16 protein-coding genes and 1 tRNA gene are annotated in these 16,759 nt (G+C 33.8%); 9 read left to right on the top strand and 8 right to left on the bottom strand.

The window, feature by feature from the left end; genetic code table 11:
* The first annotated feature begins 54 nt into the window (after window positions 1-54).
* Window positions 55-1,044, top strand: coding sequence for an alpha/beta fold hydrolase (locus tag IE155_RS04525; protein ID WP_189376917.1), 990 nt, complete (start codon window positions 55-57; stop codon window positions 1,042-1,044).
* 45 nt (window positions 1,045-1,089) lie between these two features.
* On the top strand, window positions 1,090-2,529 hold the full coding sequence (locus IE155_RS04520; protein ID WP_189376916.1) for an NCS2 family permease: 1,440 nt from the start codon (window positions 1,090-1,092) through the stop codon (window positions 2,527-2,529).
* Between the two features lie 85 nt (window positions 2,530-2,614).
* On the opposite strand, the gene IE155_RS04515 is transcribed toward IE155_RS04520, so the two are convergent.
* Window positions 2,615-3,250, bottom strand: a complete 636-nt coding sequence (locus IE155_RS04515; protein ID WP_189376915.1) for a TetR/AcrR family transcriptional regulator — start codon at window positions 3,248-3,250, stop codon at window positions 2,615-2,617.
* Window positions 3,251-3,455: 205 nt separating this feature from the next.
* Here IE155_RS04515 and IE155_RS04510 point away from each other — a divergent pair, with 205 nt between their 5' ends.
* Both IE155_RS04510 and IE155_RS04505 read left to right on the top strand, forming a co-directional pair.
* On the top strand, window positions 3,456-3,824 hold the full coding sequence (locus IE155_RS04510) for a hypothetical protein (RefSeq protein WP_189376914.1): 369 nt from the start codon (window positions 3,456-3,458) through the stop codon (window positions 3,822-3,824).
* 125 nt (window positions 3,825-3,949) lie between these two features.
* On the top strand, window positions 3,950-5,191 hold the full coding sequence (locus IE155_RS04505; protein WP_189376913.1) for a tyrosine-type recombinase/integrase: 1,242 nt from the start codon (window positions 3,950-3,952) through the stop codon (window positions 5,189-5,191).
* A gap of 76 nt (window positions 5,192-5,267) precedes the next feature.
* Here IE155_RS04505 and IE155_RS04500 read toward each other — a convergent pair whose 3' ends face one another.
* Window positions 5,268-6,539, bottom strand: coding sequence for a mechanosensitive ion channel family protein (locus tag IE155_RS04500; protein WP_189376912.1), 1,272 nt, complete (start codon window positions 6,537-6,539; stop codon window positions 5,268-5,270).
* Window positions 6,540-6,685: 146 nt separating this feature from the next.
* Between IE155_RS04500 and IE155_RS04495 the strand changes: the two genes are divergently transcribed.
* Window positions 6,686-7,735: a phospholipase A gene (locus IE155_RS04495; protein WP_229817029.1), complete on the top strand. Its 1,050-nt coding sequence runs from the start codon at window positions 6,686-6,688 to the stop codon at window positions 7,733-7,735.
* Between the two features lie 53 nt (window positions 7,736-7,788).
* Here IE155_RS04495 and IE155_RS04490 read toward each other — a convergent pair whose 3' ends face one another.
* The 5 genes from IE155_RS04490 to yejK are packed head-to-tail and all read right to left on the bottom strand — an operon-like array spanning window position 7,789 to window position 12,455.
* Window positions 7,789-8,598: a substrate-binding periplasmic protein gene (locus IE155_RS04490; protein WP_189376911.1), complete on the bottom strand. Its 810-nt coding sequence runs from the start codon at window positions 8,596-8,598 to the stop codon at window positions 7,789-7,791.
* A 27-nt stretch (window positions 8,599-8,625) separates the two neighbouring features.
* Window positions 8,626-9,456, bottom strand: a complete 831-nt coding sequence (locus IE155_RS04485; RefSeq protein ID WP_189376910.1) for a M23 family metallopeptidase — start codon at window positions 9,454-9,456, stop codon at window positions 8,626-8,628.
* A complete protein-coding gene (locus IE155_RS04480; protein ID WP_189376909.1) occupies window positions 9,449-10,330 on the bottom strand; it encodes a 6-carboxytetrahydropterin synthase in 882 nt (293 codons plus the stop codon). Before IE155_RS04480 ends, IE155_RS04485 begins: the two co-directional genes overlap by 8 nt.
* A 9-nt stretch (window positions 10,331-10,339) precedes the next feature.
* On the bottom strand, window positions 10,340-11,368 hold the full coding sequence (pyrC, locus tag IE155_RS04475; RefSeq protein WP_189376908.1) for a dihydroorotase: 1,029 nt from the start codon (window positions 11,366-11,368) through the stop codon (window positions 10,340-10,342).
* Between the two features lie 37 nt (window positions 11,369-11,405).
* On the bottom strand, window positions 11,406-12,455 hold the full coding sequence (yejK, locus tag IE155_RS04470) for a nucleoid-associated protein YejK (protein ID WP_189376907.1): 1,050 nt from the start codon (window positions 12,453-12,455) through the stop codon (window positions 11,406-11,408).
* Between the two features lie 77 nt (window positions 12,456-12,532).
* On the opposite strand from yejK, the gene IE155_RS04465 reads away from it, so the two are divergent.
* From IE155_RS04465 to IE155_RS04455, 3 genes are all read left to right on the top strand, one after another.
* Window positions 12,533-12,745 carry a YejL family protein gene (locus IE155_RS04465; protein WP_189376906.1) on the top strand — a complete coding sequence of 71 codons (213 nt, stop codon included), beginning with the start codon at window positions 12,533-12,535 and terminating at the stop codon, window positions 12,743-12,745.
* Window positions 12,746-12,815: 70 nt separating this feature from the next.
* On the top strand, window positions 12,816-14,492 hold the full coding sequence (locus IE155_RS04460) for a DUF3413 domain-containing protein (protein ID WP_189376905.1): 1,677 nt from the start codon (window positions 12,816-12,818) through the stop codon (window positions 14,490-14,492).
* A gap of 94 nt (window positions 14,493-14,586) precedes the next feature.
* A tRNA-Pro gene (locus IE155_RS04455) sits at window positions 14,587-14,663 on the top strand.
* Between the two features lie 20 nt (window positions 14,664-14,683).
* Here IE155_RS04455 and IE155_RS04450 read toward each other — a convergent pair.
* A complete protein-coding gene (locus IE155_RS04450; protein WP_189376904.1) occupies window positions 14,684-15,328 on the bottom strand; it encodes a TetR family transcriptional regulator in 645 nt (214 codons plus the stop codon).
* A 294-nt stretch (window positions 15,329-15,622) separates the two neighbouring features.
* Here IE155_RS04450 and IE155_RS04445 point away from each other — a divergent pair, with 294 nt between their 5' ends.
* The gene (locus tag IE155_RS04445; RefSeq protein WP_189376903.1) at window positions 15,623-16,756 is read left to right on the top strand and encodes an efflux RND transporter periplasmic adaptor subunit; all 1,134 of its coding nucleotides are present in this window, start codon (window positions 15,623-15,625) and stop codon (window positions 16,754-16,756) included.
* The last annotated feature ends 3 nt before the right edge of the window (window positions 16,757-16,759 follow it).

Below are 16,759 nucleotides of genomic sequence, written 5' to 3'. Positions count from 1 at the left end.
TAAACTAATGGATGCTATATTAATTATTCCAATTATTTATTAAGTGTTTATAGCATGAAGAATTATTTTGTTTTTTTGTTTTCTTTCGTTTTTACCTTCCAAGTTTTTGCCAACAGTTCAATTAAATATAATCAAGAGCTAGATGGATTCGCTTATCCGTTTGACGTAAAAACATTTGAACTTAGCTCTCAAAATAGAACTTTAAAAATGCGTTATATGGATGTTGGTGATACCAGTTCAGAAAAGACCATAGTGTTATTGCATGGTAAAAACTTTTCTGGCTATTACTGGGAACGAGTTGCTAACTATTTATTAAAAAACAGTTATAGGGTGATTATTCCGGATCAAATTGGGTTTGGTAAATCATCAAAACCTGATTATTACCAGTACAGTTTCGGACAACTCGCACTCAATACTAAATTATTATTAGATCACTTAGGCATAGAAAAGGCTGATATTGTAGGGCACTCTATGGGGGGAATGTTAGCAACAACTTTCACGGTTAATTACTCTAAAATTGTTAATAAATTAATTTTAATTAACCCCATTGGCCTAGAATATTACGGTAGATATACAGAATATAAAGATATTAACTTTTTTTATAACAATGAGCTCAATAAAACACTTGATAAAGCAAGAAACTATCAGAAGAAAAATTATTATGATGGCCAATGGTCTGATGAATATGAAAAACTTTTAATTCCGTTAAAAGGAATGCTTGCTGGTGATGATTGGCAAAGAGTTGCTTGGAATAATGCTTTAACTTATGGCCCCATTTTCTCTGAAAACATTGTTGATCGTTTATCACAAATTAAAAATGAGACGGTACTTATAATTGGTACGAGAGATAAAACAGGTCCTGGTAAAGGTTGGTTAAAAGAAGGGGAAACTCGGCAGTTAGGCAATTTTAAACAACTTGGAATTGATACTCAAAAACTGATAAAAGGCTCTACGTTAATAGAACTTGATGGATTAGGGCATGTACCACAATTTGAAGATTATGATGCATTCATAAAAGCATTCAAACAAGCAATAAGTCAATAAACGAGTTTAATTAAAATCTCCACAGTCAATAAGAGAGCTGAACTTATGGAACAAGGCACTATAAATAATAAAAACAAGGGTGAAAGTGTAGGCTTATTAGAGCGTTTATTTAAGCTTTCTGAACACAGAACAAACCTTAAAACTGAAATTATGGCAGGGTTCACTACCTTCGTTACCATGTCATATATTATGTTTTTAAATCCTATTATTATGTCTAATACAGGGATGCCATTTGATGGTTTATTCTTAGCTACTTGTCTTGGCGCAGCCATTGCCACTATTTTAATGGGGCTTTACGCTAATTGGCCGGTTGGACTGGCTCCAGGAATGGGGCTTAATGCTTTTTTTACTTTCTCAGTTGTAGGTTCTATGGGATATAGTTGGCAAATAGCATTAGGTACTGTTTTTCTTTCTGGGGTTTTGTTTGTATTCATGAGCGTTACAAAAATGCGTGAGTGGATGTTAGATAGTATTCCTTTAAGTTTAAGGCTTGCCATAACCGCTGGTGTAGGACTTTTTTTAGGGTTTCTAGGGCTCCGTTTTACGGGAATTGTTGTGCCTGATCCGGATAACGTGGTTGCTATTGCCGACTTAACGCATTTTGGTTTTGGAAATTATGGTGCTGAAGCGCCCGCATTGGGCTTTTTAAGTTTTTTACTAATCTCAATTTTAAGTTATAGAAAAGTTTTTGGTGCGGTAATTATTGGTATCGGTATTACCACGTTACTTGCCTTTGCTATGACTTGGGTGCTTCCAACAGAATTTTTTGTGGTAGCTGAAAGTGCTAAGTCTTTTGCACCGGCAACGGGCTTTGTTAGTTACAATGGTCTGTTAGCGGTGCCAAACTTTTCTGATCTTGAGCCTATTTTATTTAAAGCCGATATAATAGGTGCTTTTCAAGTCGCATTAATTCCAGTTATTGTAACGTTTCTATTCGTTAACATTTTCGATACTGCCGGTACTTTAATGGGAGTAGCTGAGCGTGCTAATCTTCAAGATAAAGATGGGAAAATTCGTGGCTTAAGTAAATCGTTAAAAGCCGATTCATTATCTTCTGTTATTGGTACAGCTTTTGGTTGTCCACCGGTAACGTCTTACGTAGAGTCTGCCGCAGGTGTTTCTGTAGGGGGGAGAACAGGGTTAACTGCTGTAACTATAGGCATGCTATTTATTGTGGGCGTTTTCTTTTTACCACTTGCAAAAATGCTTCCAGGCTTTGCCGTTAATGGTGCGCTAATTTATGTGGCAATGTTAATGATGAGTTCATTAAAAGGGTTAAATTGGGATGACTTAACTGAATATGCACCGGCCGTATGCACTACCGTTATGATGGCATTTACTTTTTCCATCGCTAACGGAATTGCTTTTGGCTTTATTACTTATACAGTATTAAAGGTAGGCACGAATAAAACTCAAGAAATATCGACAGGTGTTTGGGCATTAACAGTATTGTTTATCGCTAAGTTTATCTTTTTAAGTCATTAGTCAAATTTGAGAAATAACTAAAAGCAGGGCATTTATTAATAAACTAACCACTATAAATGTTCAAAATTTCAAAAGTGGTATCTTATTACTTGATACCACAGCCCTTTAAAATTATATATGTTAGCGTCTTGGCGATGTTTTCAAAGTCGGCATCAGTTAATGTATCTTTACCCATAGCCGCGGTGACTTGCGGTTCAAAATCGGCATAATGTTGGGTAGAACCCCAAATAGTAAAAAGTAAAAACAGGGGGTCTATATCATCCATTTTTCCTTGGTCGATCCACCCCTGAATAGTGCCTTTAACGTCATCTATCCACTTTTTAAAATGAGTGTTTAGATAAGATTGTAATCGAGGGGCTCCATGAATAAATTCACTAGCGAATATACGAGACGCTTCAGGATTTGTATGTGAATACATTACCTTAGCGTAGATGTAATCACCAAGTACCTTAGCAGGTTCGTTATTTGAAGTTAAAATTGACGAATCCCATAACTCGACAATTTCAGATAATATATCGGTGTAAATAGCTTCTTTATTTTTATAATAATAATGTACATTTGCCCGAGGTATACCGGCGCGTTCCGCAATACTTTTAATTGATGCCCCTTTAAAACCATAGGCTAAAAAGTCTTGGCTAGCCGCTTTTAGTATTAACGATTGGTTTTTCTTTCTTACACGACCTACAGATGTTGAAGCTTTAGTATTATTAACAGCGCTCATTATTCACTAGATATATTTACTTACATAAAGGAAATATAAGCTATTCGGCATGAAAAGTTAATACTGGTGTATAGTTACATAGGTAAATAATGAAAAGAGAAGAAGTTACTTAGTGAATATGTAACTTTACATATTGAATTTTATTAAATTAATTGATAAACACATACTTAATAGTATCGTAGATTATTAATATTTAGGTTTTTACATGGAATTTTCTATCAAAAATATTTTAATTGTCATTTTATCTCTATTTTTTGCTTTTACACTGTATTGGTTTGTTAAGTTTGGAACTATATTTTGGTTTCTTGGGTATATAAGTGAAGAAGCATCTAGAAAAAATGTTGAATATCAAAGACAAATACAACTTAAAAACGAAAACATAAAAATTCAAAAACAATTAACTGATCTAAAAAAACAAGAAGCGTATAAAAAGCGAATGTTTATTTCATCAGGTGATCATAGTAGAAAAATACCTATAAAAGAAAAACGATGTAATGAGGCTATTTTATTGGCAATGACAGACAAATCTAAAAAAGCTAAGGCAAATAAAGAAAATTTATGTAATGGTGTTTAACATTGCATATGAGAACACACTATTATTTAAGATACCTTACTAAGTCCAATACTGTTTAGTATTGGACTTAGTATTTTAGGTGTTTTATAATGCGTTATTGCTTAACTTTATGCTATTAATGAAAAATGTCATCAAATAAACCTTTTCCTTTATATCCATCATATATTGATCTACTTGAATTTGATTTTGAAGATTATCCAGAGCTTAAAACATTGTTTGCTGACAATTCACCCTGGTGGCTTGAATGTTTTCATTGGGGAAAGTTATTTCTTGAATACACAGGTAGAAATAAATCTGTTCATACTTATGATCGCTTTAGAAATGAAATTGAACGTTTTCTTCTATGGTCATTTTTAATTAAACAACAACCCATTGATCAATTACGTAAAACTGACATTTTAGAGTATGCGGATTTTTGCTGGCAACCACCAATCACTTGGATTGGTACATCTAATCAAGAACGTTTCAAATTAGCCAATGGTTATTCTTCAGCGAATGAATTTTGGTTTCCTTACAAAATTCAAGTACCTAAAAGCCAGAAAAACCAAACAATTATTGATAAGAAAAAATATCGACCATCACAACAAACATTAACGGCTATGTTTACAGCTATTGGTGTGTTTTATAATTATTTAATGTCTGAAGAATTTTGTTTAGGTAATCCTGCTTCTATTGCTAAAAAAGATTGTCGTCACTTTATTGCAGATGCTCAAGTTAAAGAAGTTAAACGCTTAACTGCTAGTCAATGGCAATACGTATTAGATACCGCAGTTAAAATGGCTGATGAAGATCCAATTTTTGAACGTAGTTTATTTATTATTGCAGCCCTTAAAACCTTATTCTTACGTATATCTGAATTATCTGAACGCACAAATTGGTCGCCTGTTATGGGACATTTTTGGCAAGATGAGGATGAAAATTGGTGGCTAAAAGTTTTCGGTAAAGGACGTAAATTAAGAGATATAACAGTCCCTCCTGATTTTTTACCCTTTTTAGAGCGTTATCGCTATTCCCGAGGGCTTTCTGGTTTACCTTTAAGTAGTGAAAATACAGTGTTGATTGAAAAAATTAGAGGTCAAGGCGGTATGACATCAAGACATTTAAGGCGCTTAGTACAACAAGTATTTGATCTAGCTTTTGAAAAAATGAGTATGACAGAAGGTAAAAATAAGGCTTTAAAACTCAAAGAAGCCTCTACTCACTGGCTTAGGCATACTGGTGCAAGTATGGAAATTGAACGCGGCCGCCCTCTTAAAGATGTATCTGAAGATTTAGGTCATGCAAGTATGGCTACCACAGATACAGTTTACGTACAGAGTGAGAACAAACAAAGAGCAGCAAGTGGACGAAAACGGAAAGTAAATTAAGGCTTTTTCTATGTATGAGTGTTGATTAGAGAGGTTAATCAACACCCTTTTAGTCACAACTTATGCCACTTAAGTTTTATTTATTCACAAGTAAACGTACATCATTACCTGTTGGTGATTCGTGCGTTCTGAGTGAAAACTCGGGTAATACAGCAAGAATATGATCAAAAATATCGGATTGTATTTCTTCATATTCTCCCCAATTAGTGGTGTTCGTAAAGGCATATATTTGCATTGGTAATCCCATATTGGTTGGTTCTAATTGTCTAACCATTAATGTCATTCCTTGATGAATGCGTGGATGTTGCTTCAATAATGCAATTAAATAATGTCTAAATGTGCCCACATTAGTTAACCGGCGACCATTTAACTTAACCGCCATATTGCTTTTCTTTGTTGAATTTTCTCTTTCAATATCAACAACTTTACTTGACAAATAGTCATGCAATAAATCAGCTTTGCTAAGTTCTTCAATTTGTTCTTTATTTAAAAAGCCAACACTACTCATTTCAAGGTAAATGCTCCTTTTTATTCTTCTACCGCCAGACTCAGACATTCCGCGCCAGTTTTTAAAGGAATCAGAGATGAGTGCATAAGTTGGTATTGTTGTAATTGTTTTATCCCAGTTTCTAACTTTTACTGTGGTTAAAGCAATATCGACTACATCACCGTCTGCACCATACTTTGGCATTTCAAGCCAATCGCCAACGGCTAGCATGTTATTAGCTGACAATTGAATACCTGCCACAAGCCCTAAAATAGGATCTTTAAATACTAATAACATAACCGCAGATAAAGCGCCTAAACCACTCAGTAATATTAGTGGAGATTTATCCATTAACAATGAAACGGCTAAGATCGTTGTTAATACACTTGCGATTAGTTTTATTGTTTGTAATAAGCCTCTTAAAGGGAAATGGCCTTGTTTAGTGCGTTTATCTGATATGGTTTGAAATATATCTAATAGTGTAAATAAAGAGAGTAATGAAAAGAGAATGATCCATTGATTGATAATTACTTCAACCAAGTGCAAAAAGATGGTGCCTTCAGCAATCCATAGTTTCGATTGAATAATAACGATCGCACCTTGTAAAACAAAAGATAAACGTTTTACAAGTTTAAATATTAAATCAGCCGTTGCTTGGCTAAATTTAATATTACGCTGTTCGAAGAAATTTTCTTTTAAAAACTTTGTTGCTACACGTCTTAAAATAAAATGTAAGACGATAGCAACTAAAGCTATCCAAGCTATCACTACCGTGTCGTACCATAAAAAAACACTTCCTGGCATATGCAGTTCAAACCATGCCAGTAAAAATTCTCTTAATTGTGCACGTACTTCACTCATTAATTTTAGTCCTTTGCATTCTAGGTAAATGTGTTCATAAGGTATTTATTTTGAAAACTTTGTTATACCTTCTACATTTTAACTGAGTAATTAGCGTATAATTTACCAAATTAATCATTACTCAACATTTAATTAAGATATTTTACATGGGCTTATTTAATATTACACGGTTAGTTCCACAATTAATGCTGGCAACATCGCTGTCTTTAACTTCAACAATTGTCAGTGCTGATCAAAAGGCACTGGAAGAATGTGTGATGGAAAAGTTTAATAATGCTGATGGCGATTTAACTTTAACTCAATTACGGACTATGTGTAGTAAAGATTTACTCTTTAAAGAAGAAATAGAGAAAATTAGTGTTGCTAATAAAAAAGATATAAAGCTTGGCGTAATTTCTCGCCGCATACTTAACGAGAAACAAACAAAATTTAAGCCTTATGTTATTACTCCTCATAAACTCAATTATATTTTACCTGCCTATACAACAAATGCGATTAATAAAAATGTATTTAGCTCTATTGAAAGCTATCAAGAAAACTTATCCGATTTAGAAACATTTTTTCAAATTAGTTTAAAAGTGCCGTTAAACCAACATAACTTATTTATTGAGGGCGACGGTTTATACCTTGGCTTTACATTACAAGCTTGGTGGCAGATTTACGCTAAAAATATATCTAAACCCTTTAGAGAAACCAATTATCAACCAGAGCTTTTTTATATAGCCCCATTTAATTGGCATCCTTTTGAAGGAAATACAGGCTTTATTTTGGGTGTTGAACATCAATCTAATGGTCGTTCAAATGAGTTTTCGAGAAGTTGGAATCGTGTATACGGTGGATTCTTATTTGAGAAAAACAACTTCGCTTTATCCTTTAAACCTTGGATACGATTATCCGAAGATGAGAAAAAATATCCTTTAGACCCTAGTGGCGATGATAATCCTGACATAAGTGATTATATGGGGCACTTTGAATTAGCAATGGCTCATAAATGGGATAATTTTGAGTTAAGCCTGATGACAAGGCAAAATTTTGATAAAAATAAAGGTGCTGCTCAATTAGGCTTTACCTTTCCGTTATGGGGGAATTTAAGGGGGTTTGCTACAATTTTTAGTGGCTACGGAGAGAGTTTAATTGATTATAATTATAAACAAACACGCTATGGTTTAGGTATTGCGCTAACGAATATATTGTAGGATTAGCATTAACCGTTTTAAGCTAGTGTTTTCCGTTAAAAATATATATAAAATTAGTTTTGAGCAAGTCCAGTGTTATTCGACTTAACAATATTATTCCACTCGGTAAGAATTTTATCGAGTGTACCATCAGCTTTTAATGAACGTATTGCCTTATTAATTTGAGGTATTAAGTTTCTATGTTGTGATTTTTTACTGACCATAATATGAATGTTATCGGCATAGATATTTAGCGAATGTTGCTCGAATTCATTATACATTTTGTATTTTTTTATAAAGGCTTGCATTGTAAATGGATCGACTAAAACACCATCTATGTGCCCTTTCATTAACAATTCAATATTTTGTTCTAAATCAATAACTTCAGTAATATGTGCTCGAAATTCTGTTGTTTTAATTAGCTGTTGGTATTCTTCTCCATAATAATAGCCTCCTTCTACTCCTATCATATAGTCACTTTCAGCCAAGTCTTTTAAGTGATTAAGCTCAATTTTTTTGTTTGTGTTATTATTCTTTTTAACAAACAATTTTACTGTTTCAAGGCGATAAGGTATTGAATATAAGGCATAGTCTCGACGTTCTTTGGTATAGGATGCTCCCATGGCAATATCCATTTCACCTGTTTTTATATAATTAAGGTGCCTTTTCCAAGGAAGTTCGGTGTAATTTACAGATAAATTCAATTTTTCTACAATGGCATTAAAAATATCAAGATCTAATCCCACAAGCTTTTGTTGCTCATTCCGATATTGATACGGATACCATAACTCCCAACCAACAGCTAACTCTTTATTAGTATCAGACAGAGCAGTTAATGGATGAAGTGTTAATAATAAACAAAAGCTAGTAATAATTTTTTTCACTAAAATATTTCCTTACTTTGTGAAAGTTTAATTAAATGGGGTTGTTTGCATAACTAACTCTGGGTCTAAACGTACGTCAAACCAGTTAACGCGCCAATCTAAATGTGGACCAGTCGCTCTTCCACTAGCCCCAACTTCAGCAATTTTGTCATGTTTTTCTACTTTATCACCAAGGTTTACATAAGACTTACTTAAATGCAAAAATGTAGAGTTAACACCATGTCCATGATCTATGATTAATGTACCACCTGAATAAAACATGTCAGGTACCCATAATGTGACTACCCCACTTGCAGGAGCTTTAACTGGCGCACCTACTTGTCCACGATAATCAACCCCAAAATGAGTGCTTTTTAATACGCCATTGAATAAGCGTTGGCTACCATAAACGCCTGTTACTTTAGTGTCTCTTGGAGCAATAAATCCTTGTGCAAAATAAGTAAAATCACTGTTATGAGTTCTAGCTTTTACCGTTTTTTTCCGATCTTCTTTAGAACGGGCAACATTAGCCGGATCTGGGTTCATTATTTTCTTAGCAATACCTTTGATATTACTCTTTTTGTATTCTCTCACTGTTGGAGTAAAAGACTTTTGTTCTATCTCACCATTTTCATCAGTGATAGTTAACGTATAATCATTCGTATCGTTCCAACTAAAACCAAAAACAAAGTCACCAGTTTCCGATACTTTAAGCGTACGCTGGTTAAGTTGTACTGTGTTACTCGGTAACGTTTTACCTATGATCATTCCACCTTGAGTAAAACTACCAGAAAGCTTTATTTCGGCATAACTATTTGCTGCCAATGAACTAGCTAAACTTAGAATTAACGCATGGATGGCTAGTTTGTTTTTAAACATTTGCTATCGCTCCTTTGGCGACTCCTTCGTAAGCAACCACACGATAATTATTACCTGGTTTTGCTTTCTTTAATTGTCGAGCAACATAATCTGCTAAAAGCTCTACCGTTGAATCACAATCAACAACTTCTAATTTATTACTAGGAACTGCAATATCGAATCGCCCTTGCGGTGCATGATAAGCAAAAAGTTGATGGTTCTTATCAAGGTTTTTCATCGCATTAGGAGATAATTCAACGGTTGCTAGGTCAACACGATCAGACTCACTTGCAATATAAATATCTTCCCAACGTTGACACCAAAAATGCTCTAGCGTTTCAGAACGCTTATCATTTTCAAATAATTTAATTTTTGATCTATGCCCATGAGCTATACGTTGGCAATTACCATCATGTAATTTTAAACCATGCGTATAATGATAATAATCACTTGGTATTGCTTCAGCGCGTAACTTTATTGTTAGTCCTTGAACATTATTTGGTAATTGGTCGAAAATAATTTTAGTAAGATGCTCAGTCACACTATTAATAGTAATTGTTTGAGCATTAATATGTGTGAATGCACATGCGGGTGAATGTAGAAAATAGTTACCTACCTTAGAGGTGATATCCACGTACTCATGCCCTGCTCTATGCGCTGATGCCGAAGAAATTACGCTGTCACTTAATATGGGTAACAGTAATTTATGGTCTACAGCTTCATCAATTATGGCTTTGATTTGTTTTTTGACGATACCAAAATCAAGCACCATACTTTGTTCATTTAAATCGCCATTTAATAAAACATCAACAATCCAGCTTTCACCAACTATTCCGCGCTTTGGGCATACATAAGAAAAATCTATAACAGTTAAATTATCTACAAAAAGTTGCATTATTTGTCCTTATACTACTTGCCAAGCAATGGTTTCATTTGCTCTTACAGGCACAACTTTGTCATTACCAAAGGCCATAGTTGCAGGTACTGGCCAAGATTTTTTAGTTAATGTGATTTTATCAACATTTATCGGTAATTGATAAAAAGTTGGGCCATTTATACTGGCAAAGGCTTCGAGCTGATCTAAGGCATCTTCCTTATCAAACACTTCTGCATATAATTCTATAGCAGCATGAGCAGTATAGGAGCCAGCGCAACCACAAGCGGATTCTTTAGCATGTTGCGGGTGTGGAGCAGAATCAGTTCCTAAAAAGAACTTACTATTACCACTTGTTGCTGCTTCGATTAGCGCTTGTTGATGAATGTTACGTTTCAAAATAGGTAAACAAAAATAGTGAGGTCGAATGCCGCCAACTAGCATATCGTTACGATTATATAATAAGTGATGAGCGGTAATAGTAGCAGCGACGTTATCCCCCGCGCTTCTTACAAAATCTACAGCTTGTTTTGTGGTGATGTGCTCTAAAACAATTTTAAGGTTTGTGAATTTTTCAACTAATGGCGCTAATATAGTTTCAATGAAAACTTGCTCTCGATCGAATATATCAATTTCTTTTGTGGTAACTTCACCATGAATTAATAAAGGCATTTCAACTTTTGCCATTGCTTCGAGAACAGGATAAATATTCTCTATTTTTGTAACACCTGAAGATGAGTTGGTTGTTGCTCCTGCTGGATATAATTTAGCCGCATAAACAACACCTGATGCTTTAGCATTTTCTATATCTTCAACTGTTGTGCTATCAGTTAAATAAATCACCATCAAAGGTTTAAAGTGAGCAGGTGGTGAATTTGCCATAATGCGTTGGTGGTATTGCTGAGCAAGTTCTGCATTGGTAACAGGGGGAACTAAATTAGGCATTACGACTACCCGACCAAAATAACGGCTGATATCGTTAACTGTAGTGGTGAGACCTTCACCATCTCTTAAATGCACATGCCAGTCGTCTGGACGAATTATGGAAATTGTTGTCATTGAAAAACCTTACTTATTTGCCGTATATAGTTATTAATTAATATTCAGTGTTATCTTGTTCATTTGATTCAAGTAGCGCTAACAATTGATCCTTTAAATTTGGTGGTACTTTATAAATTGTTAAACTATCATTTGCTTTATTATATACAATATCTTGACCAAAGTGACTGCGTTCGAAACTTATACTGATACCATTACCATAACCTGAATATTTCGTCACTTTATTAACAACAGCTTGGTCATGTGGAAATTGCTCTTCAATTGGGTAAGCTTGGTCTTGGCAAAATTGATAAAAGTCTTTGTCTTGATCACTTGATACAACATTCCCTACCTCTTTTAAAGAAACCTCCTGTGCTGATTCTTTTTGTTCTTTACAGTAATTTAACAGTTCTTTCCGCGTATGTTGTTTTTCTTGTGCATCAAATTGATTTACTGCAACAAAGTCTTCTACTGCTTGTACTAACACTTGTGTTTGAGCTTTAGAGTTTAAACCTTCTTCGCAACCTAAAAAATCTAAGAAAAAGTCTGATACTTTTCTTCCTGCTCTTCCTTTTATAAATGAAACGTAGCGGTTGCTTTGAGGGTTGTTTTGATAATCAAACAAGTCAAGGCGAACTGCTAATTGTAATTTACTTAAGTCTAAATGTTTTGCAGCTGAAATATTTAACTCTTGATCAACTGAATAATGTTCTGACACAGGAATAATTGCCACTAAAAGATAACGTCCTCCCATATATTCATAATGGGTCAGAACCAAATAGCCTGTTTCACCAAGATCATACTTAGTTAATTCACTTGCCAACCCTTTAGCTGCTTGTTGTGAGAAATCATTAAAAGAAAGCTGTTCATTTAAATAGTTTTCCATAATGTCCACAAAACGTGGGGTTTCACTCGGCTCCTCTTGTTCAGTAAAACGTCCATAGCCCTTACTTCCTTTGCTGTTATAAAGTAAGTGTAACCCATTTGTAAAATCTTCAATTTTAGGAGTAATAGCAATTGATTCAGGGCCAAATCTTAATTCAACTTCACCGGTTTCAGTTTTTTGTGATAAAAAATGTAGTGCAATATTAGAAATTATTAAGCTCATAGGTAATGGTCAGTATTATCTTGCGATGGCTTTTGGTAAACTTGCGTTTTTATTAAACCACCTATTAAAGTAAATTTATGCCTATTGTATCGAAGTATTCCAATGAACGTGTAGAAAAAATTATCCAAGAGCTATTAAATGTTCTAGTAGAGGAAAAAGTAACGCCTGATTTAGCGTTAATGTGTCTCGGAAATACTATTACCGATATTCTTAATAATGAAGTGCCAAAAGCTCAGCGTGAAACAATAGTAAACAACTTTACTAATGCATTAAAACAATCTATAAAATAGAATAAAATAATAAAAACAATAACTAATATCTTTTAATATCATGTATAACAATAGAGAATTATAATTAGCAATGGTATCTTTTAGCTCAACCTCCTATAGCAAACGACTGTTACACCTGATTAGTTGGGGGCATTGGTTTACCTTTTTCAATATCGTCGTTGCTATCATTTTATCATTAGCTTATTTAATTGCAGAGCCACTGCCTGAAACAACGTTAGGTAAATTATATTTATTTTTTACTTGGATCAGTCATATGGGCTTTTTAACCTTTGTTGGTTTCATGCTAATTATATTCCCGATCACCCTAATTTATCCAAAAACTCAAGTCATACGTGGTATATCAAGTGTTCTATTTACGACAGGCTTAGTATTTTTATTATTAGATGCTTATGTTTATAATCAGCTTGGTTATCATTTAAACGCATCTTCTAGTGCGCAAATTATCGAATTAATCAGTAACTTAATTAGTGATAATTCACGGTTGTTTTGGTTCGTTGCACTGATAACAACTATGGCACTTCTGAGTATTGAGCTTTTAGTTAGTAATTATGCTTGGAAACATTTGCGAGATTTACAAAATACAGTATTTGCTAAGTTTTTTATCTTTGTTTTAGTTTTAGGGTTCTTTTTTAGTCATATCACTCATATTTGGGCAGATGCAAATTTAGAATATGATATTTTAAGGCAGGACACTGTTTTACCTTTGTCATACCCTGCTACAGCAAAAACCTTGCTCACTAAATATGATTTATTTGACAGAGAAGATTACTTTGAACGTAAAAATAGTCCATTAACCTTTACAAAATTAGCACCTAAATACCCTGAAATGACACAACAGTGTCAGATGCAAAATAAGGAACGTTCTGTTTATATCGTATTGAATGAAGAGATGTTAACTGAACAACAAATTGCACAATTTAGCCAACGCTCACGAAAAAGCAAAGCTATTTTAGCGCACCATATTGATAACGCGTTACCGCATGATGCATTATTTAATATGGTTTACGGCTTACCAACTATATATAAAAATCAAATAGTTAACACAAAACAGCTGCCATTGTTGTTTCAAGCAGTAGAAGCTCAACAGTTCAATAGTTACCTACATGTAATTGAAGACAAAAATACACCTGCTCAACTGCCTAATTGGTTTAATGGGTTATTTAAAGAAAATGAAATTCATACCGACATCTCTACTTTTTTAAGTAATAAATCGTTTAATGATCATAATACAGGGTTGCATGTTTATTATTTTAAACAAAAAGACCGTTTTCAATTTGAGTTGTTTATTGATGCTTTATTACTTTCTCAAAAAGTAAATAACAGTGACGATATTATTTGGATTAGCTCTATCGGCAATCAGTTACCTATCAACCGTTTTGCAATTAAGCCAGCTCTTTTTATCAATCCTGAAATGAAGTCGAAAAACATTAATTATTTAACCAGCCAATTTGATGTTTCACCAACATTACTTAAAAACTGGGTGAATTGTGAATTAGATGTCAGTTCAACAATAAATGGTAACGATATCACTTCATTATCAAGTGATCGGATAATAGCGAATACGATTGATGAAGGTGTTATGGTGTTTAATAAAGATAAGTCAGTATTTATTGATCAAAATAGTAATTTTCAAAGTTACTCGAGACAACTACAGTCTCCTATTACCGTAAAACCTGATTTCCCGCTACTTATAGACGGCGTTAATTTTATTAAAAGGTTTAGTCAATACACCACAAATGATGAATAATTAGACGTTCAGTTACTTTTGGTGTTGTTTGTTATTGCAAAGTAACAATTATTCTTTATTATACTCTCGTGCTCGAAAGGGTATTAGAAAATGTCGGGATATAGCGCAGCCTGGTAGCGCGTGCGTCTGGGGGACGTGAGGTCGCAAGTTCGAATCTTGCTATTCCGACCATCTTTCTATTTTATATTTAATTAACGTTTAAGCCTTAAATTAGGGCTGTTTTTGATAAGAAATATATAATTATCTACTAATGATTCAATCATTGATTCTAAGCTGAAACTGTTATTTTCAGGTAAAAACAACCAATTGTTAATTAGCCCTGCAAAATATGCGTGCTTGATAATTGCTGCTTGCGGAACATCTAAGTCTTTAGGCAACTGCCCTTTATTAACGGCATTTTGTAAACTTCGTTCTATTCGATTTGTGCATTCAATAAATGACATTATTTGTCTTTTTTCTAAATCTTCAGCTTGTCCATTTTGTTCAAATTTATGAAATAAGATTGAAAACACGCGTTTTTTTCGAGCGTCTTGAGTAATTTCTTTTAAAAATAGAATTGAAAAACTTCTTAGCTTACCTAATGGATCAGGCTCGTTTTCATCGGCATATTCCTCTCCTAACATTTCTAATGGTAAACGAACGCGTTCAACCATAGCTTCAAATAAATCGACTTTATTTTTAAAATGCCAATAGATAGCGCCTCGAGTCATACCCACATGTTTGGCAACATCCATTAAGGTTGTTTGCGAATAACCTTTGTTAAAGAAAACAATTTCTGCCGCTTCTAACAATTGATTTCTTGTTTCAATTGCTTCTTCTTTCGTTTTTCTTACCATAACTCACTCAATATACTGCTCTATAAAATTGTACCCTATTGATTGCTTTTTAAAGTAGTAATCTAACAAGGTAAATTTCTAGGTATTTACTCAATCTAAATGCTTATAAGAGCACACAAAATGTAACTAATTAAAGGTTGATATTGTAGTTGGCATTACTTTAAAATACAAAACATTCACGAATGTATGTATATATTTTTACTTACTCGCAATGATATTTGTCTAAATATTTTATTATAAATGTAAGTACATCTAGCTTGTTTAAGCTATTAAATCAAAAGTTTGAGGTTTTGTATGAAATTAAAAATCAGCACATTAATGCTGTCATCAGCTCTTGCCATTTCATTATCGGCATGTGGGCCAAGTAATGCTGAGAAACAAGTTCCAGCACAAATAATGGCACAACAAGTTGATGTAATTACATTGAAAGAACAAAATGTATCTTTAATTGATGTATTACCTGCCCGAGCGGTAGCATCTAAAATAGCTGAAGTTCGCCCTCAAGTTACTGGTATTATTTTAGAACGCCATTTTACTGAAGGTGCTTTTGTTGAAGCAGGCCAAACCTTATACCAAGTTGATGATGTAATATATAAAGCTAATTTAGCTTCAGCTGAGGCTAAGGTGGCTCAAACTAATGCCAATTTAGTAACAGCTAAAGCCGAATTAACTCGCTATGAAAAACTCATTGCAAATAATGCAATCAGCCAACAAAACTTAGACCAAGCACGAGCACAATATAAAGCCTTACAAGCCGAATTATTAATGAATAAAGCGGCTCTTCATAAAGCACAAGTCGATTTAACTTATACTAAAGTGCTTGCCCCTATTTCAGGTCAAATTAGTAAATCAAATATTACGGAAGGTGCACTTGTTTCTGCAGGACAAAGTAATGCATTAACAACAATCACACAGCTAGATCCAATATATTTTGATATTAAGCAAGCGAGTGCGGAAATTAACAAATTACAACAACGCCTTGCTTCAGGTGAATTACAAGCAGTTGAAAATAGTGCTCAATTAACATTAGGGAATAAAACAATACAAGGAAAGTTATTGTTTAATGAAGTACAAGTTAATCCAAGTACCGATACCGTCACTATGCGAGCAGAGTTTAAAAATGTTGATAAAAACTTGATGCCAGGCATGTTTGCACGAATTGAGTTAATACAAGCACAACGTTTAAATAGCATTTTGGTTCCACAAAAAGCAGTATCATTTAATCGTAAAGGTGATAGTAGTGTTTATGTATTAACTGCCGATAATACAGTGGAAACCAAAGTAATCTCACTTGGTCGATCAATAGGACAAGATTGGCTTATACTTTCAGGCCTTAATGTTGGTGATCAAGTAATTACCTCAGGTTTGCAAAAAATTAGACCTGGAATGACGGTATCTCCTGTTCAATCAAATATAGAGGCAAAATAAAAG

Source organism: Thalassotalea profundi (genome assembly GCF_014653195.1).
GTDB lineage: Bacteria > Pseudomonadota > Gammaproteobacteria > Enterobacterales > Alteromonadaceae > Thalassotalea_B > Thalassotalea_B profundi.
This window is presented reverse-complemented; position numbering and strand designations above follow the sequence as displayed.

What these genes read in the sequence shown, in the direction of transcription:
- IE155_RS04525 (WP_189376917.1), top strand. Translation starts at nt 55, where the DNA reads ATGAAGAATTATTTTGTTTTTTTGTTTTCTTTCGTTTTTACCTTCCAA.
- IE155_RS04520 (WP_189376916.1), top strand. Translation starts at nt 1,090, where the DNA reads ATGGAACAAGGCACTATAAATAATAAAAACAAGGGTGAAAGTGTAGGC.
- IE155_RS04515 (WP_189376915.1), bottom strand. Translation starts at nt 3,250, where the DNA reads ATGAGCGCTGTTAATAATACTAAAGCTTCAACATCTGTAGGTCGTGTA.
- IE155_RS04510 (WP_189376914.1), top strand. Translation starts at nt 3,456, where the DNA reads ATGGAATTTTCTATCAAAAATATTTTAATTGTCATTTTATCTCTATTT.
- IE155_RS04505 (WP_189376913.1), top strand. Translation starts at nt 3,950, where the DNA reads ATGTCATCAAATAAACCTTTTCCTTTATATCCATCATATATTGATCTA.
- IE155_RS04500 (WP_189376912.1), bottom strand. Translation starts at nt 6,539, where the DNA reads ATGAGTGAAGTACGTGCACAATTAAGAGAATTTTTACTGGCATGGTTT.
- IE155_RS04495 (WP_229817029.1), top strand. Translation starts at nt 6,686, where the DNA reads ATGGGCTTATTTAATATTACACGGTTAGTTCCACAATTAATGCTGGCA.
- IE155_RS04485 (WP_189376910.1), bottom strand. Translation starts at nt 9,456, where the DNA reads ATGTTTAAAAACAAACTAGCCATCCATGCGTTAATTCTAAGTTTAGCT.
- IE155_RS04480 (WP_189376909.1), bottom strand. Translation starts at nt 10,330, where the DNA reads ATGCAACTTTTTGTAGATAATTTAACTGTTATAGATTTTTCTTATGTA.
- pyrC (WP_189376908.1), bottom strand. Translation starts at nt 11,368, where the DNA reads ATGACAACAATTTCCATAATTCGTCCAGACGACTGGCATGTGCATTTA.
- yejK (WP_189376907.1), bottom strand. Translation starts at nt 12,455, where the DNA reads ATGAGCTTAATAATTTCTAATATTGCACTACATTTTTTATCACAAAAA.
- IE155_RS04465 (WP_189376906.1), top strand. Translation starts at nt 12,533, where the DNA reads ATGCCTATTGTATCGAAGTATTCCAATGAACGTGTAGAAAAAATTATC.
- IE155_RS04460 (WP_189376905.1), top strand. Translation starts at nt 12,816, where the DNA reads ATGGTATCTTTTAGCTCAACCTCCTATAGCAAACGACTGTTACACCTG.
- IE155_RS04450 (WP_189376904.1), bottom strand. Translation starts at nt 15,328, where the DNA reads ATGGTAAGAAAAACGAAAGAAGAAGCAATTGAAACAAGAAATCAATTG.
- IE155_RS04445 (WP_189376903.1), top strand. Translation starts at nt 15,623, where the DNA reads ATGAAATTAAAAATCAGCACATTAATGCTGTCATCAGCTCTTGCCATT.